This is a genomic window from Paenibacillus sp. CFBP 13594 (assembly GCF_014842675.1).
Taxonomy (GTDB): Bacteria; Bacillota; Bacilli; order Paenibacillales; family Paenibacillaceae; genus Paenibacillus; species Paenibacillus amylolyticus_B.
In genome coordinates this window covers 1,365,399-1,390,132 of record NZ_JACYVQ010000001.1, presented here as the reverse complement: position 1 = coordinate 1,390,132, position 24,734 = coordinate 1,365,399, and the positions used below count along the sequence as shown (strand labels likewise).

Below are 24,734 nucleotides of genomic sequence, written 5' to 3'. Positions count from 1 at the left end.
ATTGATTCTTAAGAGGTCGCCTTATGGCGGCTTTTTTTATTGCCAATGTAGTACCAACCATTCCGCCAGTGAATGAACCGATCCTGCAAATCCGCGTCACGCAAGCGATTGGCTCATGCTATGGCTGATTGAACGATTGTTTGCTGACCCAGCTCTCGCTTAACATGTGAACAGAGGAGCCTGCTCGTCATTCACCATCATTCTGTCAAAGGGGGCCTGCGATCGTATGGCTGAGCTGTCGGAAACATCAACGTTGCAACCCGGGGTTACAGTCAACAAACCCGTCAAACCAAGTTATCTGCGTAACATTCGAAAACACTGGATGTTGTATGTCATGATCCTGCCCGGCATTTTGTTCTATATTATTTTCAAGTACATTCCACTTGGCGGAAGCGTGATTGCATTTCAGAACTTTCAGATTATGAAAGGCATATGGAGCAGTCCATGGGTTGGCCTGGATAACTTCAAGTTTATTTTTACGTATCAGGACTTCTATCATGTGCTTCGGAACACAGCTCTGATTGCCTTATACAAACTGGTGATCGGATTTCCTGCTCCGATCCTGCTAGCGCTATTGTTCAACGAAGTGAGAAAAATGCTTGCCAAACGCTTTTTGCAGAGTCTGTTTTATCTGCCTCATTTTCTCTCCTGGGTTGTTGTCGGGGGGATCGTGTTTGAGGTGCTAGCCTCGGGTGGTTTTGTAAACGCTGTCCGTGGATGGTTCGGGTTCGAGCCGATCCTGTATATGCAGCAGGAGCAATATTTCCGACCTATTGTTGTCTTGTCCTCCATCTGGAAAGAGGTAGGGTGGGGAACGATTATATACCTCGCTGCGGTAAGTGGTATTGACCCCACGCAATATGAAGCGGCAGTGATGGACGGAGCGAACCGCTGGAAGCAAACGATCTACATTACATTGCCTGCGTTGTTCCCGACGATCTTAACCCTGTTCCTGCTGAATATCGGCAATTTCCTGGAACTTGGCTTTGATCAGATCTATAACCTGCTGACACCGATGACCTACTCGGTAGGGGATATCATTGAAACGTACGTATACCGCTCTGGTGTCCTGCAAGGGCAATATAGCGTAACAACAGCGATTGGTCTATTTCAGTCGGTGATTGGCTTCATTCTGCTCTGGGTCTTCAATCGGCTAGCGAGAAAATCAGGAGAGGGGTTGTGGTAATGATCAAGCAGACGATTGGAGAAAAGCTGTTCCAAACCGCCAACTACATTTTCCTGACACTTGCGGCCTTTACGATGCTCCTTCCGTTGCTACATCTGCTTGCGGTTTCCCTGAGTTCGCCGGTTGCGGCAGACTCCAAAGAAGTATTTCTGTGGCCCGTTGGCTTTACTTTCGCGTCATGGAAACACATTCTACAAAGCTCGGGCTTATGGCAATCGTTCGGTGTAACCGTATTCATTACGGTAGTGGGTACTGCGCTTAGTATGTTATTTTCAGTGTTGACCGCTTTTCCGTTATCGCGCAGAGAATTCATGATTCGCAAACAAGTGATGCTGGGCATTGTAATTACGATGATTTTTAATGCCCCGATGATTCCATTTTTTCTGACGGTAAGGGAGCTGGGCATGATGAATTCCATCTGGTCCCTGATTATTCCTGGTGTAATTGGCACATTTAATATGGTCATTCTGCGTACCTTTTTCATGAGCTTGCCCAAAGAACTTGATGACACGGCCCGAATCGACGGTTGCCATGACTTCCGGATTCTGTTTCAGATTTATTTGCCGCTATCCAAGCCGGTTCTGGCTACGGTCAGTCTGTTCTATGCGGTGGGATACTGGAACACGTTCCAGCGGGCGGTACTGTTTCTACGTGATCCAGGGCTATGGCCTCTGCAGATGAAGCTGCGAGCGTATTTAACCAGCCCGGAGGAACTGGCCCAGGTAAATATGTTTCTTGGGGATTACAACTTCAATACAACCACGTTAAAGGCAGCGACGATACTTTTTGCAAGCGTTCCCATTATTTTGGTGTATCCTTATCTACAGAAGTATTTTGTGAAAGGTTCATTGCTCGGATCACTGAAAGAATAAACCATGTTCAGGGGGATGATTTCATGAGAAAACAACTGACCCGCAAGATGATGCCGCTAATGCTCAGTATAGCCATGCTTTTGGTCGCTGGTTGTGGATCAGCGACTACAAATTCCGGAAATGACGTTGGTAACGGCGAAGGCAGTGGTGGAGCTGCAAAAGTCAAAGTATTCAAAAGCCATATGGGCGTTGGCAGCTTGCCAACTGCGGATAATCCACATGTGAAATACATTGCTGAACAGACGGGAGTCCAGTATGAGCTCATTACAACGCCTCCCGGTTCGGAGCCATCCGAATACTTGAACCTGATGATTGCCTCCGATGAACTGCCAGATATCCTGCGTCCGATTGGAGGCATTGAGCAGACACTGATTCAGCAGGGAGGCGCGTTACCACTGGATGAACTCCTGCCTGAATATGCACCCCATGTGTGGGAGAGTATTCCTCAGGAAGCTTGGGATATCGTTCGCTCTGCTTCCCCTGATGGCAAAATCTATTATGTGCCCAAGGTATTCCTTGTGCCTGAACGTGCACCGTTAATTCGTCAGGATTGGGTGGATAAGGTGGACATGGAGATGCCAAAGACCACTGATGATTATGTCGAGCTGCTCACAGCTTTCCGTGACAAGGACCCGAATGGCAACGGCAAACCGGATGAACTGCCAACAAGCGGAAGGGAATTCGGCAGATGGATGGACCATTTGTTTGCGATGTACGGGGTAGCGATGTGGGAAGGGTATCCCGAATGGGATGAATACGATGGAAAAATCCAGTACGCAGGGACTACCGACAATATGCGGGAAGCAATCAAGTTCATTCGCATGTTATATGTGGAAAAACTGCTTGACAATGAAACCTTCCTGAACAAAGGGGAAGTGTGGCAGGCCAAAATCAATAATAACCTCGTAGGCAGCTGGTACCATTTGCCTGCAAATGTGCGAGATCGGTACAATGCGATTCTGACCCAGGCTCCAGATGCCTACATTGCAGCAATGCCCTTGCCCAAAGCAGAAGGGTTTGAAGCTTTTGTCACCCAGAAAAGCATGGGTGAACCGGAATGGATGATCCCAGCCACCAAACAGGATAATGCGCCAAATGCGCTGAAGCTGCTGGACTTCTTCTATAATCCTGAAAATGATGAGTTTGGTCGCTTCGGTCTTGAGGGTGAGCAGCATGAAGTCAAGGATGGACGCAAAGTCATTCTTCCACCTGCTGACAACAAACCGCTTGCCTTGGGTATGAAGAATCTGACCACAGCAGAAGACATGAACAAGCGGATTGAAGAGACATATCCGGAAGATCAGCAGCAAATGGTCAAAGACATGTTCAAAGTCAGCACTGCCGATGCGCGGCAAATTGCCGGTGACGGTCTGCCAGCCTCTGTGTATGAAGGTTTTCCTGATATCCAGTCTCACAAGTTGTTTCAAGAGGTATTGACCAAGATTGTCATCGGCGAGCTGCCGATCGAGGCTTATGATGAATATGTGAAGAAATGGAATGCTTCCGGGGGCGAAGTGGTCACCCAGCGTGTACAGGAATGGTATGAGAAGGTGAGAAAATGAAAAAGAGATATGCCCTATGCGGGGTCAGCGGCAGAGCATTGGGACAATTTGCAAAACCAATTCATGAGCTGTTCTCTCATAATTCAGAGGTTGTCGCTTTGCTGGATACCGATCCTGCACGATTTGAAGTATATCGCGCCCGTTTTCCTGAGCACACAGAAGTAGCAGTATATGGAGCTTCGAATTTCGGGGTTATGGTCGATGAGACGCGGCCTGACTGTATCATCGTGGCTGGCAGGGACGATACTCATGCCCACTATATTGTTGCCGCGTTGGAGCGGGATCTCGATGTTATCACCGAAAAGCCGATGACGACTACTGGAGCTGATGCCAGACGCATTCTGGAAGCAGAAGCAAGGAGTAAGGGCAACGTCATCGTAACGTTCAATTATCGGTATATGCCGATCCACATGCGCATCAAGGAATTGATTCAGAAGGGGAAGCTCGGTCGCGTCACTTCCATCGACCTTAACTGGTATATCGATACCCATCACGGCTCCAGTTATTTTAAACGGTGGAACCGTGAACGGGCATTCTCGGGCGGTCTGTCTGTCCATAAAAGTACCCACCACTTTGATCTGGTCCAGTGGTGGATCAATCAAAAGCCAGTTGAAGTTTTTGCCTATGGAGCACTGAACTATTACGGGGCTGAAGGTGAATGGAATCCGGCACAGGAGGACGGAAGACATTGCCGTACATGCCATGTCTCAGAAGATTGCGCCTATTATTCCCGCTGGACGTCCCGCAGTCGTCAGATCCGGGTACCGGATGACCATCTGAACCAGCTCGGTACAGCAAGCCAGCAGGAGTTTCCGTACACTTCATACCGCCCCGACCAGTGTATCTTCGATTCCACCATTGAGATTGAAGACACGTATGCCGCAACAGTGAAATATAGTGGCGGCGCGCTGATGAGTTATTCGGTCAATTTCTCACTTCCTTACGAAGGGTACCGTTTGGCGATAAATGGCACGAAGGGCAGGCTAGAAACATTGGAGTATCATATGCCGGCACGGACGCCTTTTCCCACACCCGTCCAGACGATCGATTACTTTCCGCTCTTTGGTTCAAAAGAAACGATCCATGTTGTTCATCGTGAAGGCGGACATGGAGGAGGAGATCCACTGCTGCTGGAGGATATTTTCCTCGGCGAAGATAAGAGACGCCCTTACCGAATTCTGTCTGGCGCTGAAGACGGCGCTTATTCCGTTGCCGCTGGAGAAGCAGTGTGGCGATCTGTGGAAGAGCATCGGCCTATTTCCATAGACGAAGTGCTGGGTGGTTGGAACAGCAGAGTGCCCACACACAAAGGGAGGGAGAAGTGACATGAGCAGACCTGTGTATTTTGAACCGGAGGAGAGCATGGCTTATCACAGTGGTGAAGACGTTATGCACGCCCTGATGAGCATTGCGGGAAGGTATATTGGAGCCAATCCTCCGCATCCCCCGGTCTACAGGGTAAGTAGATCAGGACTTGTGCGCAAGTCCGATGATCACCGCTATGATTTTCCATTGGAGGATCTATTCCCCGACATGCAGAGAGGACAACAGGTCTATGCATGGGCCAAACTGTGGAGTGACAGTGATCAGGAATTTATTTTTCATATCACCTGCTTCGGACCTGTTAGGCTATATCATAATGGCGTGTTGATCTATGGTTCTGCACCTGAAGAGGAATATCCAGCGATTCCTGTTCTGAAACTGAAATGTGGACTGGTCAGAGGCTGGAATCATTTCGTTCTTGAATTCAAATCAGGGGAAAAGGGGGGAGGTGGCCAATTTGGCACTGGCTCCCGGAAGAACAAACCACTTCACTTCATTGTGCCTTCGCTCGAACGAGATGGGGAAGAAGGCTGGCTCTACAGCGAGCCTTTGGATTTTCCGTTGTCGGAAATTCCTTCTGGCCCCATGCGAGAGAAGGCCACTGGCGTTAACTGGTTGCCTCGGGAGGAAGACCCCGAGAAGGCATCGCCTTATGGACAGTTGGCACGGATGTATGGACTGACCAGCGGCATGTCTGCGTATGCATGGACGAAGATAGGTGGTACGAAATGTGGCAAGGAGACTGTGCTAATCTCTGGTGAGGCCTACAGCCCGATTGAATTCTCGGTGGAGGGCAAGGTGGTATTCCATCAAGAGCATGCCGGACGCTTTCGCTTCGAACTGCCATTGTCAGCTGGCGTGCAAGATCTGACAGCGAACTGTGTAGGTGGAGACCGGGATTGGGGATTCCGTATGGATGCAACTACAGATGAGATGTTGACACCCGCACTGGATGTGAAGGGGCACAGAGGCAAGTGGCTGTACCTGGGTCCTTTTCAAGCGGAACAGGAGATTGATCTGGCTTCCTGCCAGAAGATGAAGCGGACTGCTCGTAGCGGAACAGGTGAAGAGGTATACTGGCGAACAGAGCTGCCAGACGGAGAGGTACGTCCATTTCTGGAAAATGAATGGTTCGGCCGATGGAACTATCCCCTGGGCGTCACGTTATACGGATTGCTTCAGCTTGGCAAAGCGGGTCAACGATCGGATATTCGAGATTACGTGCTGAATCACATTGAATTTGCCTCTTCACGTTTCAGCTACTCCTTATGGGACAGAGAACGTTATGGTGCAGCTGGGCTGAATAATCAGCTCTCCCATATCGACAGCCTGGACGACTGTGGATCTTTCGGCGCCACCATGTTGTTTGCCGATCGGGAACGCAAGTTGGACGGCGTTTCAGAGACGGCAGCTCATATCGCTGACTATATTTTGCATCAACAGTCCCGTCTGGAAGATGGCACTTTATACCGCAAGATTGGTGTCTCCAGATCAATGGATAACACGATGTGGTGTGATGATCTGTATATGAGCATCCCGTTCCTGTGTAGATACGCCGAATGGTCGGGTGACGATAAGCTGCTGGATGAAGCGGCAAGACAGGTTCTTTTGTATAAAAAGTATCTGTATATTCCAGAGCGTCAAATCATGTCCCATGTATTCGATGTGGAGCGAGGTGAGCCAACAGGGACCCCTTGGGGACGAGGCAACGGCTGGGTACTGTTCTCTTTGTCGGAGCTGCTGACGGCCCTTCCTCATGACCATCCATCCTATACAGTTCTCATTCAGTTCTACAGGGAATTGTGTGAAGGGTACTTGGCATTGCAGGGCAGAAACGGACTGTGGCATCAGGTATTAACGGACCCGGAGTCGTATGAGGAAACCTCCTGTACCTCCATGTTCATCTATGCGTATGCCCGAGGGGTGCGAAAGGGTTGGCTTTTAGATCCAAAACCCTATGCACAAGCGGCGTATCAAGGGTGGAAGGGGCTATCGGAGCGCACAATTGATAAAAGGGGCAATGTATACGGCGTATGTCGTGGTTCCAGCTACTCCTTCACGAATCACTATTACAAGCATGAACTGGGTTGGAATCTGAATGATACCCATGGGATCGGCATTGTACTTCTTGCTGGACTTGAAACTATTGCCATGCAAGAATGGCAGACAAACACGCGGGTTTTCGCTGCGGAAAGGGTAGGAACACCGGAGAAATTGGAGGAATCATCTTTTTAGAGGGAGAAAATAGGCTGTTGGGCCGGGTCGTATTGGGCATATGGGAACGGTATAATATCGGTATATTGCATATGAGGTGGGATAATTGTGACCCTTTCCTTCTTAAAGTGGCTAAAATTCAATTTCACCAATACCCAGACCCGGCTGCTGCTGATTCTGACTGTTGTTGTCTTCATGATTATTATTGCGGTGGGGATGACGACGTATTATTCTTCCAAATCGGTGTTACAGCAGGAATTAAGTGAGCCGCAACACCAGATGCTGCGTATCAGCATGAATGATATTGATGAAGTGATCCGGGAAAGTGATCAGATTGCGGTGAAAATTGCACTGAACAGTAATGTATACCGATTTCTCACCAATGAAGTACAGGGATCATACCGCAATATTACGGAACTGGTACAATTTCTGGAAACCTTAATCAGTAGTACGTCTTTTATTAAGAGCGCTTACATTTTTGATATGAATCGGGAGAGCATTGTTGCCTTCCCACAAGGCTACAGCTCCAGCAAAGTTAATTTCCCGGATTCGGATTGGGTTAGCGTTGCCGATGAACTTGAAGATCGTCCCATGCTGGTCAAGCAACGTGAGATTTCCACATCTTCTGGTGTGTCCATGCCGCAAATTACACTTTACCGAAAAATAATGATCGCTGGCGAGTTGAAAGGGATTATCGCAGTTAATTTCAAGACAGAGAAGATGTTCGAGCACATGCTGCTCTCATCCGTCTCCGACCTTGACAGCCATCGGTTCATCCTCGACACCAACAACCAGCCTTTATATGATCTCGGCAATTATGCCGTCGGAGAGGAAGCGGTCAGTCATGTACTCACTCAATTGGATGGTGAAAAGCTTGGTGAGTTTAAACATGAAGGTAAGCTTTTACTGGCTTCACAGACCATTTCACCGTACACCGGATGGCGTTATCTGTCCGTGATATCACAAGACAGTCTCCTGGCTAATGCACAAAAGATCCGCAATATTGTTTTTATCGTATCTTTGTTGGCTCTTGTAGCAGGAGCGGTTACGATCACAGTTTACAATGCAGCTGCTTTTAGACCGGTAAGACGCATGAGACAATTGCTCAGCGGTTACGACCAGGAGAGAATCCATCCGGAGCAGATTGATCTGGAGAAAATAACGGGGCAATTGCTAACGGATCATGCTCAGCAGGCCATCAATCTCAGGCAGACCCTTCCGGAAGCTTCATCCAAATTTCTGACGGATATCTATAACGGACATATGACAGGAAGTCGGGAAATTAGCGAGAAATGGTGCCGTTATTTCAAGGATTGGAGCGATGAGCCACTCTCTATTGCCATGTTGTCGATTGATAATTATAAGGCCTGGTGTGAGCGTTTTACGAAGTCAGATCACTCCCTGCTGAAATTTGCCATTGGTAATATCATAGCTGAACTGTTGTCTGGACAATGGCGGGTGTTATCAGCCGATCTGGGCAGAGACCGGATGCTCGTGATGCTGCAACCGATTCATTCTGGCGGTAGCAAGAGCGTAGCGACAGCAATACGAGAGACGATTGGCATGATTCCTCGCTTGCTCAAGTTTCAGGTATCGAGCGGTGTAAGCGGGGGGCACGACGGATTCATGCGACTTCAGCGAGCCATGCATGAGGCGGAAAGTGCGCTGGATTACAGATTCTACCTGGGGTATGAACGAGTTATTTCGTTTGAAGAGATCTCGGGTCTGCAACCAACCGAGAACACATTGGAAGAACTTGAATTCATGACTCAACTGACGGAGACCGTCGAAGCAGGCAGGGGTGAAGAAGCCCTGAGGACTTTTGACAAGATAGTTGGTCGAATGACCCACGAGCAATGGCATCCTTCATCAGCGCTGGCCTTTCTTGAAGCTGTTGCAGCTACACTTGAACGAATTCGCCTGAAGCGCGAGACAGAAGGTTTCGGACTCGAAATGGTGGATATGCAGACCATGCATCTGGAGGCTGTCTGTGAAGTGCTGCGAAGCCAGATCGAAGGTTTGGCAGAATGGTTCGGTAGTCTTATGCTCAGCAAGGATTTCATACTGTGTCAACAGATGATTGCATTTATGAACAACCACCTGGAAGACCCGGTAAGCATTCAGGAGATTGCCGAGCATGCCGGGATCGGAAGCAGTTTGGCAAGTCAATTGTTCAAGCAGGAAATGGGTGATACCATCCACGGATATTTCACCAAGCTTCGCATGGAACGTGCCTGTGAACTATTGCTGGATACGGATTATAGAATTTCCGAGATCGCAACGATGGTGGGTTATCAGCATGAGAACAGCTTTATTCGTGTGTATCGAAAATACAAAGACATTACACCGGGCAAGTACAGGGAGGTAATGCGAAGCCGCAGGGGTGTACTACGGGAATCATGACCCATACTTGGACCCATAGAATGACAAGGAGGCAGAGCCATTGATGGATCGACAATCGGTCGTCACCAGGAATCATCCCGTATTAACGCAGCTTGAGCCCAGATCACCTTTATCTGTAGGTAATGGAGAATTTGCATTCAGTGTTGATTTTACGGGACTTCAGACGTATCCAGAACTGTATGAACTACCTCTTGGTACACAATCCAACTGGGGTTGGCATTATACGGGCGGTCATCATGTATTTGGAGATGAGGATATTGTCTATCAGGCATTTGAGACATATGGCCGCAATGTGCCATACCCCATGAAGCCCGAAGACAAGGAAGAAGCCTATCATTGGCTTAGGCAGAACCCGCATCGAGTTCAGCTTGGACGCATTTCATTTCGTTTGCTAGGAGAAGATGGTCAGGAGACGGACGTCACCCATGTCGTTCCGGTACGTCAGGAATTGAATCTATGGACCGGAATTCTGCACAGTGAATTTACCGTGCAGGGGGAAGAAGTGCGTGTAGAGACAGCCTGTGACCCACGGCTCGATTGTATCGCCATTTGTGTACAATCCGAATTAATCCGTAAGCAGCGTCTGCAACTTTTTGTTCTATTTCCAGCGCCCGATATGACACACCGGAGCTGGTCAAAATCAGTATTCCCCGACTGGAAGCAAAATGACAGACATTCTACTGTGCTGACATCGGTCACTTCGACTTCCGCATCGTTGAAACGTGTGCTGGATGAAGATGAGTATGCATTGGAATGGATCTGGGATGCAGGCCAACTGGAACAGACGGGAACTCATGAATTCACACTATCTCCCAAGGCCGTACCAGACTCGGACATTTGGTCGTGCAGTGTATCTTTTGCTGCACATAAGCCGGAAACCTTGCCAGCAGATACAGTGTTGCGATCAAGCTCGGTCCACTGGAATCAGTTCTGGAACGATGGCGGAGTGATTGATTTTGAAGGCAGTTCAGATCCGCGTGCTGCCGAACTGGAGCGCAGAGTAGTCCTATCCCAGTTCCTGAGCGCGGTGCACAGCGGTGGTTCGTTGCCGCCGCAGGAGACCGGATATATGTATAACAGCTGGTTCGGCAAAATGCATCTGGAGATGCATTGGTGGCATGCAGCGCATTTTCCGCTCTGGAATCGTACAGATCTGTTGTGCAAGAGTCTGGACTGGTACCTGACCATCCTGCCAGAAGCCCGCGAACTGGCCCGCTCTCAAGGTTATGTCGGTGCGCGATGGCCCAAAATGGTGGGTTATAACGGGCATCAGACTCCGTCGCCAGTAGCTCCGGGATTGATCTGGCAGCAACCACATCCCATGGCACTAGCTGAGATGTGTTATCTGTCCCGGCCTGACCCTGCTATATTAACAAGGTATAGGGATATCGTATTTGAAGCAGCTGACTTTATGGTGTCCTATGCCCACTGGGATGGGAAAAGGCAAGCGTATGTGTTAGGTCCGCCGCTTATTCCTGCGCAGGAGAATCACGCCATGACCGATAGTTTGAATCCACCCTATGAACTGGAGTACTGGAAATTCGGTTTGGAGATAGCCATCCTTTGGGCAGAGCGTTTGAATCATCCAGCCAATCCAGACTGGCGAAGAGTGGCTTTGCACATGGCTAAACCTCGACATGAGAACGGAGTTTATCTCGCACACGAGAATTGTCCGGACACTTACACCGTTAAAAACCATGATCATCCCTCGATGGTTGGAGCACTTGGACTATTGCCAGGTTCATTAATCGATCCGGAGATCATGAGAAATACGTTGCTCAAGGTCAAAGAATGCTGGGACTGGGAATCCGCCTGGGGTTGGGATTTTCCGATGTGCGCGATGACAGCGGCCAGATTGAATGAACCAGAGCTTGCAGTGGATTTTCTGATGATGGATGCCACGAAGAACACGTATTTGCCTAATGGACACAACTATCAGAGAGCAGGGTTGTGGGCATATCTTCCCGGGAACGGTGGTCTCCTAACCGCTGTCGCCATGATGGCCGCCGGCTGGACAGGGGCAGGAGAACAAGCGAATCCGGGATTTCCACGGGATGGTAGCTGGACTGTGAAGTGGGAAGGTCTTCATCCTTTGATGTAATCATCAAAACGTTAAATCCCGAATGAACGGTACAGATGGCATAATCCATCAGAAGGAGGACTTCGATATGGTTGGAACTTCGACAAAGTCAGTGACACAAGAACGGAGAATGTCTGTCAAAATAGCAGATACCTTGCTTTCCGAATGCCAGAATGGCAATCATCCCAAGATTGCAGGCAAATGGGGCTATGTGGGCGGGATGACGCTGATGGCACTGGGACGCGCCGCCGAATGGAATCAAGAATCCCGCTACGCGGAACTTGTCCAGCGTCACATGGATGACCTCATCGAGAATGACGGCACTATTCGGACCTACCAGTTGAATGATTACAACCTGGATATGATAAATGAAGGCAAAAATCTGTTCAACCAGTGGAAGAATTCCGGAAATGACAAATATGCTAAGGCAATTTTGCACCTGGTTGACCAGCTTAAAGGACAGCCACGGACAAGTGAAGGTGGATTCTGGCATAAGAAAATATATCCGTTTCAGATGTGGCTGGATGGCATTTATATGTCTTCCCCCTTTCTGGCGGAATATGCGAGCACCTTCGATCATCCCGAGAGCTTCGATGAAGTGGCACGTCAGATTTTGTTGATCGAGCGAAAGACCCGTAATCCGCGTAATGGCCTACTCCACCATGCCTGGGATGAGAGCAGGGAACAACGCTGGTGCGCTCAAGATACTGGTCGATCCGTTCATGTTTGGGGCCGGGCCATGGGATGGTATACAATGGCCGTAGTAGATGCACTGGAGCACTTTCCCGTGGATCACCCACAGCGCGGACAGATTATGGGCATATTTGAACGAATGGCATACGCGATTGCTCATGCTCAGGATCATGATAGTGGACTCTGGTACCAAGTGATGGATCAGAACGGGAGAGCCGGCAATTATCTGGAAGCCTCTGCTTCCTGTATGCTGACCTATGCACTCGCGAAAGGCCTTCGGTTACATTATCTGGCTGAACTGGACCGTGAAGTCGTTGATCATGCCTATGCTGGAATATTGAAGCAGTTAGTCACTGAAGATGAAAAAGGGGTGCATCTGCACCACATCTGTCATGGTGCCGGACTCGGTGGGAAGAAGTATCGGGACGGTTCTTATGAATATTACATCAGTGAACAGGTCGTTAGCGATGTGCAGATGGGCGTAGCCCCATTCTTGCTAGCCAGTATTGAGATGGAGAGACTTAGGGCGGAAAAAGCGTGAACCAACACACTGATCACACAGACACTACAGGCATACGGCCGGACAGGAACAAGTTGTTGCTAAAATATCCTTCTTCCTGGTGGCAAGGGTTGTGGCGAGAAGCGCTTCCTTCCGGAAACGGTAAGCTTGGTGCTTCAGTGCAAGGCGGAATTCAGACGGAAACTGTGCTCTTGCAGCACAGTGAATTATGGCATTGGGGGCGCAAAGATGAACTGCCCGATGTCAGTCATATCTTATCAGAAACCCGTAAGTTAATGGATGAGGAACGATATTTGGAGGCAAGCTGGCATCTGACCCGTACACTGCAAGCAGAAGGTTACGCGTCCAAGTTGTCTTCACGATACCCACTGGCTACAATGACGGTGGAAATGAAGTGTAATAACGCTTTTCGCAAATATCGGCGGGAACTGGATATGGACACAGGGGAAGTTCAGGTCCGCTGGCAGGACGGAAGTGACAACTATACAAGAAGTCTGTTCGTCTCACGTGCAGACGATTGTGTTGTCTATGAGATCGAGACTCATAGAGTGCAAGATGGAACAAGTGCGCAGGGAACAGGTGCGGCTGAGCATTCATCGCTGTCGGGGACGATAGGCCTGCAATTCCCGCAGGGCGACAGGGTGAGAGAAGATGAGGAGTTCAACGCACTAAAGTCGTCTATAACGATAAGAATTGATCGGGATGATAGTGGAGACTATCTGTGCTATGGCGGGAAAAATGACGATGGACAGGACTACGGAGCGGTGCTGCGACTGATCCAATTGAACGAAATACCTGGTGCGAGTCATGATCAACAAAAGGAAAGCGAACCTAACGAAGATATGCTTAGCAGGCAACTTCATTTCCATATCTCTGGAAAAGTGCTTGTGCTTGTTAAAATGTTTGCTACGGGCAGACGAGCGCAGGAATGGACACGGTTAAAGCAGGAACTCGCATCGCTTGAGAGCGACTACAATACGTTGCTGGATCGGCATATCTCACTGCATCAACCGTTGTTTCGGTCCGCTGAGCTTGATCTGGGTGATAAAACGGATGACGGGCGCTGTAATGAAGACTTACTTCTGGAAGCCTATGAAGGTGAAGCACCTACAGGGTTTGTGCGCATGATGTGGGCCTATGGTCGATATCTATTTATCAGCGGAACCTCTGAATATAGCGGATTGCCATTTGGATTATACGGCTTGTGGGGTGGTGATTATCGCTTGATCTGGGGTCACAATATGGCGAATGAGAATGTGCAAATGATGTATTGGCACACTGACGTAGGTGGTTTATCCCATCTGAATCGTTCGTTGTTCCGCTATTACAACGGATTAATGGATGACTTTCGCGACAATGCTCGCAAGTTATATGGCTGCCGAGGAATTTACATTCCCGCTGGAACAACACCGGGTATCGGTGTGCCTAACCAGATTGTTCCGGTAATTATGAACTGGACCGGAGCAGCAGGATGGATCGCCAGACATTATTATGCACATTATCAGTTCACTGGAGATAAGCAGTTTCTGCTCGAGGAAGCCCTGCCCTTCATGAAGGAGGCCCTTCAGTTCTATGAAGATTTTCTGGTGCTGGGTGAAGACGGAAAATACAAGATATATCCGTCTGTTTCGCCAGAGAATACACCTGAGAATTTTATGCCTAAGCATGGACAGCCACTGGCGCATCCTATGCCTACAGCCATTAATGCCACCATGGACATTGCTATTATTAAAGAACTGCTACAGCATGTCATTGCAGCCAGTCGACTAACTGGAGTGCATACGACTAAGATTCCGTGCTGGGAAGCCATGCTGGAGCATATGCCCGACTATCTAATTGAAGCGGAGGGAGCTGTGAAAGAATGGCTGCATCCTGCGTTTGAAGATCGACGTGATCATCGTCATCTTTCACACCTGTATCCTGTTTTTCCAGGACAGGAGATCACCCGTGAAGAACAGCCAGAACTGTTCCAAGCGTTCGAGACAGCAGTTGATCAGCGAAGGCTTGGTGCTCAGAGTGGTTGGTCCCTTACACATATGTCGTCCATATATGCTCGACTTGGCAATGGTGAGCGGGCGCTGGAAAGTCTCGATATTCTTGCGCGCTCCTGTGTTCTGAGTAATGGGTATACCTTGCATAATGACTGGCGTAATATGGGGGTATGTATGTCGATGCCCGCTGCTCCGATTCAGCTGGATGCCAATATGGGCTGGGTTAATGCAGTACAGGAAATGCTGCTCTATGTGTCAGAACAATGGATCAAGTTACTGCCAGCATTGCCAAAACGGTGGACACAAGGTTCCATTCGTGACTGGTGCATACCAGGAGGTAGAGTGTCTTGTACATGGAACCGGAACTCGGGCTTCTTCCGGGCAGAACTTGTCGCGGACCGGCGGATCAATACGAAGCTTCATATTCCTGAATGGGTGAACGGATGCGTGATGCACAGCAAAAGTGCCTGCTTATGTGAACTTGATGATAATGGCATCTATGAGCTTGAAATTGAAGTTGGTGGGGAACTAGTACTGGAGCAGTTAGCATCTGGACATATGCAATAAAAAGTCCACATTAGGCGCCTTTTCACGTAGCAATTATCAGTTGCTGCGAATACTTTCAAAGTACTGAACAGACTGAAGAGCAAAACAGCGGCACTCAAAGACTTATTTTCCAGTCTAGAAGTGCTGCTGTTTTTGTGATAAGGGGATGTAATGGCTCGTCAGGTTATGATTCATCTGCGGTTCGATTGGCCTTCACATATTTAAGTTGCGCAACGATGATGACGCTGATGATTACCAGCAGGAACCACGAACTAATTTTGCTGAAGCTAACCAGTTGCCAGGCATCATGCTGATCAGGATATTTCCAGCCATTGAAGAAGGTAGCGATATTCTCAGCAGTCCAAATGAAGAAACCAACAATGATAAAAGCAAGCGATAAGGGCATTCGATAGGTCGTTGCTCGTACCCGGTAAATAATCCAGGTTTTCCAGAAGACAACGAATACAAGGGCCGTCAGCCACCAGCGAAAATCGGGCATAAAATGATGAGTGAAAAAGTTAATATAGATGGCTGCTCCCAGCAGCATGGAAGGTGCAAAACCAGGCCATCCGGTCATGTCCATTCGCAGTCTTCGCCACACCTGACACATAAAACTGGCTACACTTGCATACATGAATCCGCTATACAGAGGGACACCCAGGATTTTGGTGTAAGCTGGCTCAGGGTAAGACCAAGATCCCATCCATACTTTATAAATCTCCAGCACCAGGCCTATAATGTGAAATACACAGATGACCTTGATTTCATCCCGGGTTTCCAAGCCGCTTCGATACATCAGGTACTGCACAGCAAGTAAGACAAGCAGAATGGCATCATACCGATGAAGGAAAGGAATAGGAATTACGCTGGACAGGGCCAGTGTACCAAAGATCGCTACGGGAAATATGCAGCTCATGGCCTGATGATAGCCAAAATGAAGTAGTTGTATTAGAGATTTCAAGTTGAGTTAAACTCCTTTCCAAACATGTTGGAGCAAGATTCACTTAAGATTTAAGGTTCTTCATCACGGGCGTTTTTGCCTACACTTTATAATATAGATGTGGTCCATGAATAAAAAGAGAAAAAAACGCGCAAATCTGTTCTTGTTTTCAAACTGGAATCATCATGAGAACGCTCTATAAGAGGCGATAGGGTCACTCCATGTATATTCTCTTCTGGTTATGTTAAAATGAAATTCGTACAATTACATTAGACAAGGAGGCCGCTATGCAACCGATTAAACCTCAAGATATTCAGCTCCGGATCAACGAACTTGTGGATCAGGACTTATACGTACACCTCGAACTCACGTCTGGAGCGTATGCGCATCACTATGACAGTTCGAAGCACCCAGCATCGGCATTCATTACTAATGCGGCCATACGATATACGCAGGGGTCCATTTCAGGTACGGGTCCATACCGGGTTGGTCTGAAAACCACTCAGGGATGGATTTACGCCGAGGGCCTTACACATATTGACGAACAGGACCAAGAAAGACTGATTTTGGCTGGTCACGATACCCAAGGTAAACTAGTTGTGGCGTTACAATTAAGCCGAGAGATGTTCTGATGAAAGCGGAGGATTGAATAACCATGAATACTATACACAATGAGCATGAACGAATCTTGGTGGTGTATCCACATCCGGATGATGAAGCTTTCTCAGTGTCCGGAACATTAGCCAAGTACATAGAAGGTGGCTCTCACGTTACCTATGCTTGTCTAACACTGGGCGAGATGGGACGCAACATGGGGATTCCTCCTTTTGCTAACCGCGTCACATTGCCTCAAATCCGCAAACAAGAACTGATTGAAGCTTCAGCAGCCATTGGAATTCAGGATTTAAGAATGCTTGGTTTCCACGATAAAATGATCGAATTCGAAGACCCGCAACTGCTCGACGATAGCATCATGGCACTGATCAAGGAACTGAATCCATCCCTTGTGATTACCTTCTATCCGGGGTTCAGTGTACATCCCGATCATGATGCGACGGGAGAAGCCGTCATTCGGACGATTAGTCGTCTTCCTGTAGGAGAGCGTCCATTGGTTCATTGCGTTGCATTTGCCCACAACCAGGAACAATTCATTGGTAAAGCGGATGTAATCGTTGATGTATCCGGATTTTTGAAACAAAAAATGGCGTCGATCCGCGCCCACCGTTCACAGTTTCAGGCAGCCGAGCTTGTCGGGGATCGAGAGTTGAATTCAGAAGAGATCCAAGCCCGTTTTGGCAGAGAAACATTCTGGACCTACCCATTTGCCTAACACCATTACGCAGAAGTCGCCAATTTGGCGGCTTTTTTTTGTTTACATCACAATATCGACACAAAAATATAGTGTCTATAGCCTAATTGAGCTATATGGAATAAATATCATTTTAAGTACACTGTGATCAGGATTGTGATAACGCTTCATTTATTACATTGCTTCAATGGATGAGGAACATGGAGAGTTGATTTTAAGTGGAATGGAGGGATGGTGTGTACAACCAACGTATATTTTGGATTAATGTAAGACCCGTTGAATACATTGCCACAGCAATAAGCAACTGTAACAAGAAGCCGGAATTGCGCGGTTTGAATCATGAGTAATCCTTGGGCAGGATTGGGTGCATTCGACAGCTGTAAAAAGAGTCGGGTTATGGGTTTCATTGTTCTAATCGGAATGATGATGCTCCTACTATCCCTTCCGCACGGTTCAGTCATGGCCTCCTCCGGACAACGTGAGCTTATTCCCCTTCAGCCTATGATTGACCGTTCTGCACCTGGAGAAGTCATTGAGCTTACATCAGGTCGTTATTCTGGACCCGTGACGATTGACAAAAACATCACCATTCAGGGTGATCCTGCGGTCATAGTTGTTAATGCGGAAGCCACCTCTACGATAATGATTCGCTCGGATGGGGTGAAATTGAGCGGTTTTACAATTGAACATGATACGAATGAACAGACTGCAGCGATTCAGGTTGAAGGAGAAAACAGTGAGATCACGGATCTGCATATTCAGACCCAGGGGTATGGGATGATTATCCGGAATTCGAGTCAGGCAACGATTCAGCGGAACAGCATTACGTGGGCCGGGTCTGATTCGGCTTCCAGTGGCCAGAAGGGCAATGGCATTGATCTGTACAACTCCCATGATAGCTTCATTGAAGCCAATGAGATCACCGGCATGAGGGATGGAATCTATCTGGAGAACAGTCGCAAGTCTACCGTTCGAAATAACAGGCTGTTACATACAAGGTACGGCATCCACTGTATGTACATTGACGGCTCTTCTGTCATGGACAATACCGGAGAGGAGAACATGACAGGTGCCATGATCATGGGCGTCAAGAATACGGTTATATCGGGCAATTCTTTTCGCAAACAAAGTACCAATGTACATTCCCAAGGGATTCTGTTGTATGACGTACATCAATCCTCTGTTCACAACAATGTAGTGGAAGGTAATCGTGTCGGCATGAATATTGCAGAATCGTCAGGAAATGAGATACATGACAATGCGTTGCTTCGGAATTTTGTTGGCATCCAGCTTGTTCTGGCAGAAGCTAATGAGTTTACACGTAACCGAATGGTGTCTAATGTCATTGAAGCTTCGGCACTGGATAGCCCGAATAATGTCCTGATGGAGAATTACTGGGACTCCTTTCAGGGGCTCGATCTGAATCAGGATGGAATCAGTGAAATTTCCTATGCCATCAATCCTTTTTATGAGCAACTGGTCAGTCGAAATTCTGCGTATCAGCTCTTTTTTCAATCACCGGGTATGGTCTTTCTGAGTGACTTGTTTACAGAAGGCAGAGAACAATGGACTACCGACAAATCGCCACGAATGAGCATGGATACGGAATCTGATCTGCACATGTCAGTGGAAAGGGCAGCAGGTTCCAAGTTGGTGTGGATGTTCGGGTTAGTTCTGTTGGGTATGGCAACTTTTATAATCATCTATATGGGGGTATTACGAAAATGAACAAAAGTTCGAACAGAAGATGGTCCATGGTTATGGTACTTATGTTTGGCATGGTATTGTTAACCGCTTGCGGAACTAAATACGCGGCATTGCCGATTAATGAAGACGTGGATATCTGTGCGATCTGTAAAATGCAAGTGAAGGACGATGCATATGCAACACAGCTCACTACGAAAGACGGCCAAAATTACAAGTTCGATGATATCGGGTGTATGAACCAGTGGAAAACAGAAAATGGCACAGATAACATCGGCATGGACTATGTACGTGATTACAATGACAAGGAATGGATTGAATACAGCAAAGCCACGTATGTATACGATGCTTCATTGCGTACGCCCATGGCATATGGAATTCTTAACTTTAAGGACAAACCTTCGGCTGAAGCTTTCATTGCAGAGCAAGGTGTTGGAACCATTATGACCGCTGAGGATCTTGCCTCCCATGACTGGAAACAGAACACAGAGAATATGGACATGATGGGTGAACATGGGCATGATGAGCACGGACATGGTGAAGAAGGAGATGGTAATGAGATGCATCAGGAAGGTGAGATAGAAGAAGAGTCAGGCCACTAAGTATGACAATAGAAAATGGTGATCAATGATGTCAGATATGATACAGATTGCAAGACGAGAAGTGAAAATGGGATTTCGCAATCCTTGGGCGTATTCGTTTCTGATCCTTTTTTGCACCTTTAGCTTAAGCTTGTTACTGCTGAATTCGCAGAATCTGGTTGAAGGATATTCGGGCACCACAGGTTCCATGTTGAATCTCATTCTCTACCTTTTGCCATTAATGACGCTATTCCTCGGTTCCTTCTCACTAACATCCGAAAAGGAAGACGGCAGTTGGCAACTCCTATCCACGTATCCCATCGGCACGATGTCTTTTATTGTGGGCAAGTATCTTGGGCTGTCGATTGTTTTAATCACCATTGTTGCGTTTGGATACGGCCTGATGGGGGTCATTAGCGGAGTAATCGGGAATCCATTGGATACCATGACATATCTTCTTTTTCTGGCATTTTCCTGTGGACTGGTGTTGTTATTCCTAACTCTGGCGCTATTTATCGGTTCGTTGTCGCGCAATCGGTGGCAGGCGTTAACGATCTCGGTGACCGTATGGTTTTTCGCTGTTATTGGGTGGCCGACCTTATTGCTCTCTGTGCTGGGACTGATGCCTTATCTGTGGGTGAAACCGCTACTGATTATACTAACGCTCATCAATCCGGCAGAGCTGGTGCGATTGTTTGTAGTCATCAAACTGGGAGGCGGCTCCATTCTTGGACCAGAATATTATCGATGGGTGGAGTGGGTGCAGCAACCAAGTGGCAGTTGGATCTTCATCGGGATATGCCTGTTCTGGATAACCTTCTCTATCTTGGCGGTATATGCGATCTGGGAGAGGGGGCGTTCTCATGGATAAAGTAGGGCTCGAAGTGATAGGATTGTGCAAATCCATTAAAAAGCAACCCATTGTTGAGGATATTTCCTTTCATTTGACTTCTGGACAAGTCCTTGCCCTCTGTGGAGGGAATGGCGCAGGAAAGAGCACGGTACTGCGTATGATCGCTGGAATTCTTCGGCCTACCTCCGGTGAGGTTGCGGTGAACAATGTGCGATGGTTGAAGGAACGCAAGCGTTATTCAGAGCAGATTGGATATATGCCGGACGATTATCAATTTAATCAAGGACTGAGTGCGGAGGAAATGCTTCTGTTCTGGGCTTCTCTGAGGAAAGTTCCCAAGGAGAGAGTACAGGAAGTACTGACCATGGTAGGTTTGGAAGATCAAAAGAAAAACCGGGTTACGACCTTCTCCAAAGGCATGCGCCAACGTGTGTTATTCGCCCAGGCTGTGCTGTCGAAACCTCCACTGCTCATCATGGATGAGCCAACAAATGGATTGGACCCATTTTGGATGCAGGAATTAACTCAGCTGCTCAAGGGAATCAAACAGGATGGTCACATGGTCGTGTTCTCAACCCATCAGTTGGAGATCGCGGACGACATTGCGGATCAGGTGATATTCATGAACCATGGACGTAATGTTGGAGAGGGCTCCACTCACGACTTTCGTGATCAATTTGGTTCGCTCCATGCAGCATTTCATCAAAGTCTTGGTTTAAAGTGAAGGTGAGTTTATTGCAGAAGAACAGTTTTAAAAGCAGACGTACATTTACAATTATGATTGGTGTGATCGCATTGTTAGCAGGTACATGGGCCATTTTCGAAAATGTGTCGACACCCGAATCTGGGCGTGGCATCTCTATTCAAGCAGGTGCAAAAGCCCCTGAGTTCACAGCGGTTAATTCAGCAGGCGAACAAATCAAGCTATCCGATTATCGGGGCAAAGCCGTCATGATTAACTTTTGGGCTTCATGGTGCACCCCCTGTGTAAGGGAGATGCCGCTCGTTCAGCAGATCGCTCAAGACTATCAGAACGACGTGGAAACCCTGTTTGTTAACGTGGGGGAATCGAAGGGAACGATCCGTGAGTTTATGGATAAGCAGGCGTTTGATTTTCCGGTGATCATTGATGTGACAGGCAACATATCAGGCATGTATCGTATTACAGGTTTGCCCGCAACAATGGTCATTGATAGGGATGGGGAGTTCCGTCACATACTGCTCGGTGAACTGACAGAAGATATACCATTGCAACAATGGTTGGAAGAGAGTATTTAGGTGTAAGCGTTGGATGGTGAGAAAAGGGGAAGGGACGCCAGAGATTACCATGTTACAAGTGAAATGAATTTACGTTAAAATCACCTACAAAAAGTAACCAATAAAAAGCCGAACACCCATTTAACAAGGGGGTGTCCGGCTTTAATTTTGAAGTTATGCTGCTTCGCAGCCGATTACAATACAGCAGCTGAAGCGTGATTGTTACGAGCGATTCTGGTTGCGTCAACCATGTTACGCAGGGAAGCAACCGTTTCTTCCTGTCCACGGGTTTTCAATCCGCAGTCCGGGTTAATCCAGAACAGCTTCGGATCAAGAACACGCAGGGCACGTTCAATCATGCTGCTCATTTCATCTACACTCGGAACTCGTGGGCTGTGGATGTCATATACGCCAAGACCGATACCGAGCTCATACGTATTTTCTTCAAAGCTATGAATCAGTTCACCGTGACTACGGGATGTCTCAATGGAGATAACATCCGCATCCATAGCTTCAATGGAATCAATCATGTCATGGAATTCGCAATAGCACATATGCGTATGGATTTGAGTCGTTTCATGCACCGTGCACGTGGAGATACGGAACGCTTTGACTGCCCAAGCCAGGTAATCGGCTTGTTCATTTTCTTTCAGCGGAAGCCCTTCACGAACAGCCGGCTCGTCAACCTGGATCATGCCAATACCTGCCTGTTCAAGTGCCTCGACTTCCTGTCTCAACGCATACGCCAATTGATAGGCAATCTGCTCACGAGCAATGTCTTCGCGTACGAATGACCAGTTCATGATGGTAATCGGGCCAGTCAACATGCCTTTGACAGGACGCTCAGTCTGCGATTGGGCATATTTCGTTTCTTCCACCGTCATTGCACCCGTAAATGCAACATCGCCGAAGATAATAGGTGGCTTCACACAACGTGAACCATACGATTGTACCCAGCCGAACTGTGTAAAGGCAAAACCGGCAAGTTTCTCGCCAAAGAATTCAACCATGTCGGTACGCTCAAACTCACCATGCACCAGTACGTCAATTCCGATCTCTTCCTGAATCTTAATCCAGATATCAATCTGCTCCCGGATGAAGGCAGCATACTGTTCGTTGTTCAACTCGCCCTTACGCCATAATTGACGTGCTTTTCTGACTTCAGCAGATTGCGGGAAACTACCAATCGTTGTTGTCGGGAAGAGTGGTAATTGCCATTTGGCCTGTTGGGCTTCATGACGCTCTGCAAAAGGACGGGAGCGCTCTGGCTGTTGAACACTGATGGAAGAAACGGCTTTCTGTACAGCGGTACGGTTCCGATCTTCGGATTGCTGAAGCGCCAGAAGAGGAAGCTCTGCTTCGTTAATTTTAGCGGTAATCTCTGCACTTGGTGAAGATAAGGCTGTAGTCAAAAGAACAACCTCATCCAGCTTTTCATCTGCAAATGCCAGAGCATTCTTCAGTTCGGTTGTAAGTTTTGCCTCCCGTTCTGTCGTTACTGGCACATGCAGCAGGCTGCAGGATGATTGCACGATGATACGTTCAGGCGTCACGAACTCAGTCAGTTCATTCAGCAATTTTAGTTTTCCTTGAAGGGAAGCTTTCCAGATCCCACGTCCATCAATAATACCTGCACCGAGCACTTTGTCTGCTGGGAAACCGGAAGTCCGAATAGATTGTGTGTTACCAGAGAGTCCGTGTACAAAATCAAGTCCTACACCTTGAACTGGCAGTGCAACAATATCGTTGTAGTTTTCGACAGATTCAAAGTACGTTTGCAGCATGATATTCAGGCCTGGAACGGCTGCGGCAAATGCTTTATATATTTTATTCAGACGCTGTACGTCTTCATCGTTTAATTTGGTTACCAGAATAGGCTCGTCGACCTGCACCCACTGAACGCCTTCGCTTGCAAGTTCTTGAAGCAATTGAGTGTAAAGTGGCAGCAAGCGGTCCAGCCAAGCGTCTGTCTCGGATTTATCATAGCCTTTGGAGAGCTTCAGGAAGGTTAACGGTCCAACGATTACCGGTTTGCCTTCAATGCCGAGTTTTTCTTTTGCTTCACGATAAGCGAGAAGTGGTTTGTTCTCCGTCAGAGTTGGGGAAGCCCCGTCCAGTTCAGGTACTATGTAGTGATAGTTGGTGTTGAACCATTTTGTCATTTCGCTTGCTGCGGCATCTTTTGTTCCTCGGGCAATGCCATAATATACGGACAACGGAACGGAACCACCATCATAAGCAAAACGTTTAGGAATAATGCCAAACATCACAGCCGTATCCAGGATATGATCATAATAGCTAAAGTCATTCACCGGAATGATGTCGATGCCTTTCGCTTGTTGCTTGCGCAAATGATCGATACGGATCTCTTGCAAACGTGCGTGAAATTCTGATTCTTCCAGCTTGCCTGCCCAGAACGCTTCCAACGCTTTCTTCCATTCCCGATCAGCACCAATACGCGGATATCCCAATACACTACTCTTTGTCATCGTTTAAAACCCCTCTGCTTTTATGTTACACAAAATTTATCACAGATCCGGAGTTATAATGTAATTCCATTAAATTATACCTAGTTATAGCCTGGGGCTATATCAGAAAGTATGTTCAGCATGAAGTATGAACTTGAAGAAGTCATTACGTTTGAAATAGATATCACTAATGTTACAATGGTTAACTAAGTTCATACGAATGATTGAAAGG

At 47.7% G+C, this 24,734-nt stretch carries 18 protein-coding genes; 16 read left to right on the top strand and 2 right to left on the bottom strand.

From position 1 onward, the window contains the following. The first annotated feature begins 226 nt into the window (after nucleotides 1-226). From IFU39_RS06175 to IFU39_RS06135, 9 genes are all read left to right on the top strand, one after another. Nucleotides 227-1,186: an ABC transporter permease gene (locus IFU39_RS06175; RefSeq protein ID WP_091016421.1), complete on the top strand. Its 960-nt coding sequence runs from the start codon at nucleotides 227-229 to the stop codon at nucleotides 1,184-1,186. A gap of 2 nt (nucleotides 1,187-1,188) precedes the next feature. Then, complete coding sequence (locus IFU39_RS06170) at nucleotides 1,189-2,058, top strand: carbohydrate ABC transporter permease (RefSeq protein WP_083679484.1); 870 nt, start codon at nucleotides 1,189-1,191, stop codon at nucleotides 2,056-2,058. 23 nt (nucleotides 2,059-2,081) lie between these two features. After that, the gene (locus IFU39_RS06165; RefSeq protein ID WP_192131671.1) at nucleotides 2,082-3,620 is read left to right on the top strand and encodes an extracellular solute-binding protein; all 1,539 of its coding nucleotides are present in this window, start codon (nucleotides 2,082-2,084) and stop codon (nucleotides 3,618-3,620) included. After that, nucleotides 3,617-4,945: a Gfo/Idh/MocA family protein gene (locus IFU39_RS06160; RefSeq protein ID WP_192131669.1), complete on the top strand. Its 1,329-nt coding sequence runs from the start codon at nucleotides 3,617-3,619 to the stop codon at nucleotides 4,943-4,945. The genes IFU39_RS06165 and IFU39_RS06160 overlap by 4 nt, the downstream gene beginning before the upstream one ends. A 1-nt stretch (nucleotide 4,946) precedes the next feature. Further along, nucleotides 4,947-7,178 (top strand): glycoside hydrolase family 88/105 protein, encoded by a 2,232-nt coding sequence (locus IFU39_RS06155; protein WP_192131667.1) that lies wholly within the window; start codon nucleotides 4,947-4,949, stop codon nucleotides 7,176-7,178. Between the two features lie 87 nt (nucleotides 7,179-7,265). Further along, nucleotides 7,266-9,560 carry an AraC family transcriptional regulator gene (locus IFU39_RS06150; protein ID WP_149846639.1) on the top strand — a complete coding sequence of 765 codons (2,295 nt, stop codon included), beginning with the start codon at nucleotides 7,266-7,268 and terminating at the stop codon, nucleotides 9,558-9,560. A gap of 43 nt (nucleotides 9,561-9,603) precedes the next feature. Next, the gene (locus tag IFU39_RS06145; RefSeq protein WP_105598666.1) at nucleotides 9,604-11,661 is read left to right on the top strand and encodes a glycoside hydrolase family 65; all 2,058 of its coding nucleotides are present in this window, start codon (nucleotides 9,604-9,606) and stop codon (nucleotides 11,659-11,661) included. A gap of 67 nt (nucleotides 11,662-11,728) precedes the next feature. Then, nucleotides 11,729-12,874, top strand: a complete 1,146-nt coding sequence (locus IFU39_RS06140; RefSeq protein ID WP_223199946.1) for a glycoside hydrolase family 88/105 protein — start codon at nucleotides 11,729-11,731, stop codon at nucleotides 12,872-12,874. Beyond that, nucleotides 12,871-15,411, top strand: coding sequence for a glycosyl hydrolase family 95 catalytic domain-containing protein (locus IFU39_RS06135; RefSeq protein ID WP_342345631.1), 2,541 nt, complete (start codon nucleotides 12,871-12,873; stop codon nucleotides 15,409-15,411). The genes IFU39_RS06140 and IFU39_RS06135 overlap by 4 nt, the downstream gene beginning before the upstream one ends. A 163-nt stretch (nucleotides 15,412-15,574) precedes the next feature. On the opposite strand, the gene IFU39_RS06130 is transcribed toward IFU39_RS06135, so the two are convergent. Beyond that, the gene (locus IFU39_RS06130; RefSeq protein WP_149846641.1) at nucleotides 15,575-16,351 is read right to left on the bottom strand and encodes a DUF817 domain-containing protein; all 777 of its coding nucleotides are present in this window, start codon (nucleotides 16,349-16,351) and stop codon (nucleotides 15,575-15,577) included. Between the two features lie 266 nt (nucleotides 16,352-16,617). On the opposite strand from IFU39_RS06130, the gene IFU39_RS06125 reads away from it, so the two are divergent. From IFU39_RS06125 to IFU39_RS06095, 7 genes are all read left to right on the top strand, one after another. Then, nucleotides 16,618-16,962 carry a YojF family protein gene (locus tag IFU39_RS06125; RefSeq protein ID WP_091016410.1) on the top strand — a complete coding sequence of 115 codons (345 nt, stop codon included), beginning with the start codon at nucleotides 16,618-16,620 and terminating at the stop codon, nucleotides 16,960-16,962. Nucleotides 16,963-16,985: 23 nt separating this feature from the next. Continuing rightward, a complete protein-coding gene (bshB2, locus tag IFU39_RS06120) occupies nucleotides 16,986-17,660 on the top strand; it encodes a bacillithiol biosynthesis deacetylase BshB2 (protein WP_091016408.1) in 675 nt (224 codons plus the stop codon). Between the two features lie 318 nt (nucleotides 17,661-17,978). Further along, a complete protein-coding gene (locus IFU39_RS06115) occupies nucleotides 17,979-19,367 on the top strand; it encodes a right-handed parallel beta-helix repeat-containing protein (RefSeq protein ID WP_244660881.1) in 1,389 nt (462 codons plus the stop codon). Continuing rightward, entirely contained in the window at nucleotides 19,364-19,945 is a 582-nt protein-coding gene (locus IFU39_RS06110; RefSeq protein WP_091016406.1) for a nitrous oxide reductase accessory protein NosL, read from the top strand. Before IFU39_RS06115 ends, IFU39_RS06110 begins: the two co-directional genes overlap by 4 nt. A gap of 28 nt (nucleotides 19,946-19,973) precedes the next feature. Continuing rightward, a complete protein-coding gene (locus IFU39_RS06105) occupies nucleotides 19,974-20,795 on the top strand; it encodes an ABC transporter permease (protein ID WP_149846920.1) in 822 nt (273 codons plus the stop codon). Further along, nucleotides 20,788-21,501, top strand: a complete 714-nt coding sequence (locus IFU39_RS06100; protein ID WP_149846642.1) for an ABC transporter ATP-binding protein — start codon at nucleotides 20,788-20,790, stop codon at nucleotides 21,499-21,501. The genes IFU39_RS06105 and IFU39_RS06100 overlap by 8 nt, the downstream gene beginning before the upstream one ends. Nucleotides 21,502-21,554: 53 nt before the next feature. Beyond that, complete coding sequence (locus tag IFU39_RS06095) at nucleotides 21,555-22,055, top strand: TlpA family protein disulfide reductase (RefSeq protein ID WP_244660917.1); 501 nt, start codon at nucleotides 21,555-21,557, stop codon at nucleotides 22,053-22,055. A gap of 173 nt (nucleotides 22,056-22,228) precedes the next feature. Here IFU39_RS06095 and metE read toward each other — a convergent pair whose 3' ends face one another. Continuing rightward, nucleotides 22,229-24,523 carry a 5-methyltetrahydropteroyltriglutamate--homocysteine S-methyltransferase gene (gene metE / locus IFU39_RS06090; RefSeq protein WP_149846643.1) on the bottom strand — a complete coding sequence of 765 codons (2,295 nt, stop codon included), beginning with the start codon at nucleotides 24,521-24,523 and terminating at the stop codon, nucleotides 22,229-22,231. Nucleotides 24,524-24,734: the final 211 nt, after the last annotated feature.

Excerpts from the sequence above, each read along its gene's own strand:
- IFU39_RS06175 (WP_091016421.1), top strand. The coding sequence starts at position 227 with ATGGCTGAGCTGTCGGAAACATCAACGTTGCAACCCGGGGTTACAGTC.
- IFU39_RS06165 (WP_192131671.1), top strand. The coding sequence starts at position 2,082 with ATGAGAAAACAACTGACCCGCAAGATGATGCCGCTAATGCTCAGTATA.
- IFU39_RS06160 (WP_192131669.1), top strand. The coding sequence starts at position 3,617 with ATGAAAAAGAGATATGCCCTATGCGGGGTCAGCGGCAGAGCATTGGGA.
- IFU39_RS06155 (WP_192131667.1), top strand. The coding sequence starts at position 4,947 with ATGAGCAGACCTGTGTATTTTGAACCGGAGGAGAGCATGGCTTATCAC.
- IFU39_RS06145 (WP_105598666.1), top strand. The coding sequence starts at position 9,604 with ATGGATCGACAATCGGTCGTCACCAGGAATCATCCCGTATTAACGCAG.
- IFU39_RS06140 (WP_223199946.1), top strand. The coding sequence starts at position 11,729 with ATGGTTGGAACTTCGACAAAGTCAGTGACACAAGAACGGAGAATGTCT.
- IFU39_RS06125 (WP_091016410.1), top strand. The coding sequence starts at position 16,618 with ATGCAACCGATTAAACCTCAAGATATTCAGCTCCGGATCAACGAACTT.
- bshB2 (WP_091016408.1), top strand. The coding sequence starts at position 16,986 with ATGAATACTATACACAATGAGCATGAACGAATCTTGGTGGTGTATCCA.
- IFU39_RS06115 (WP_244660881.1), top strand. The coding sequence starts at position 17,979 with ATGAGTAATCCTTGGGCAGGATTGGGTGCATTCGACAGCTGTAAAAAG.
- IFU39_RS06110 (WP_091016406.1), top strand. The coding sequence starts at position 19,364 with ATGAACAAAAGTTCGAACAGAAGATGGTCCATGGTTATGGTACTTATG.
- IFU39_RS06105 (WP_149846920.1), top strand. The coding sequence starts at position 19,974 with ATGTCAGATATGATACAGATTGCAAGACGAGAAGTGAAAATGGGATTT.
- IFU39_RS06100 (WP_149846642.1), top strand. The coding sequence starts at position 20,788 with ATGGATAAAGTAGGGCTCGAAGTGATAGGATTGTGCAAATCCATTAAA.
- IFU39_RS06095 (WP_244660917.1), top strand. The coding sequence starts at position 21,555 with ATGATTGGTGTGATCGCATTGTTAGCAGGTACATGGGCCATTTTCGAA.
- metE (WP_149846643.1), bottom strand. The coding sequence starts at position 24,523 with ATGACAAAGAGTAGTGTATTGGGATATCCGCGTATTGGTGCTGATCGG.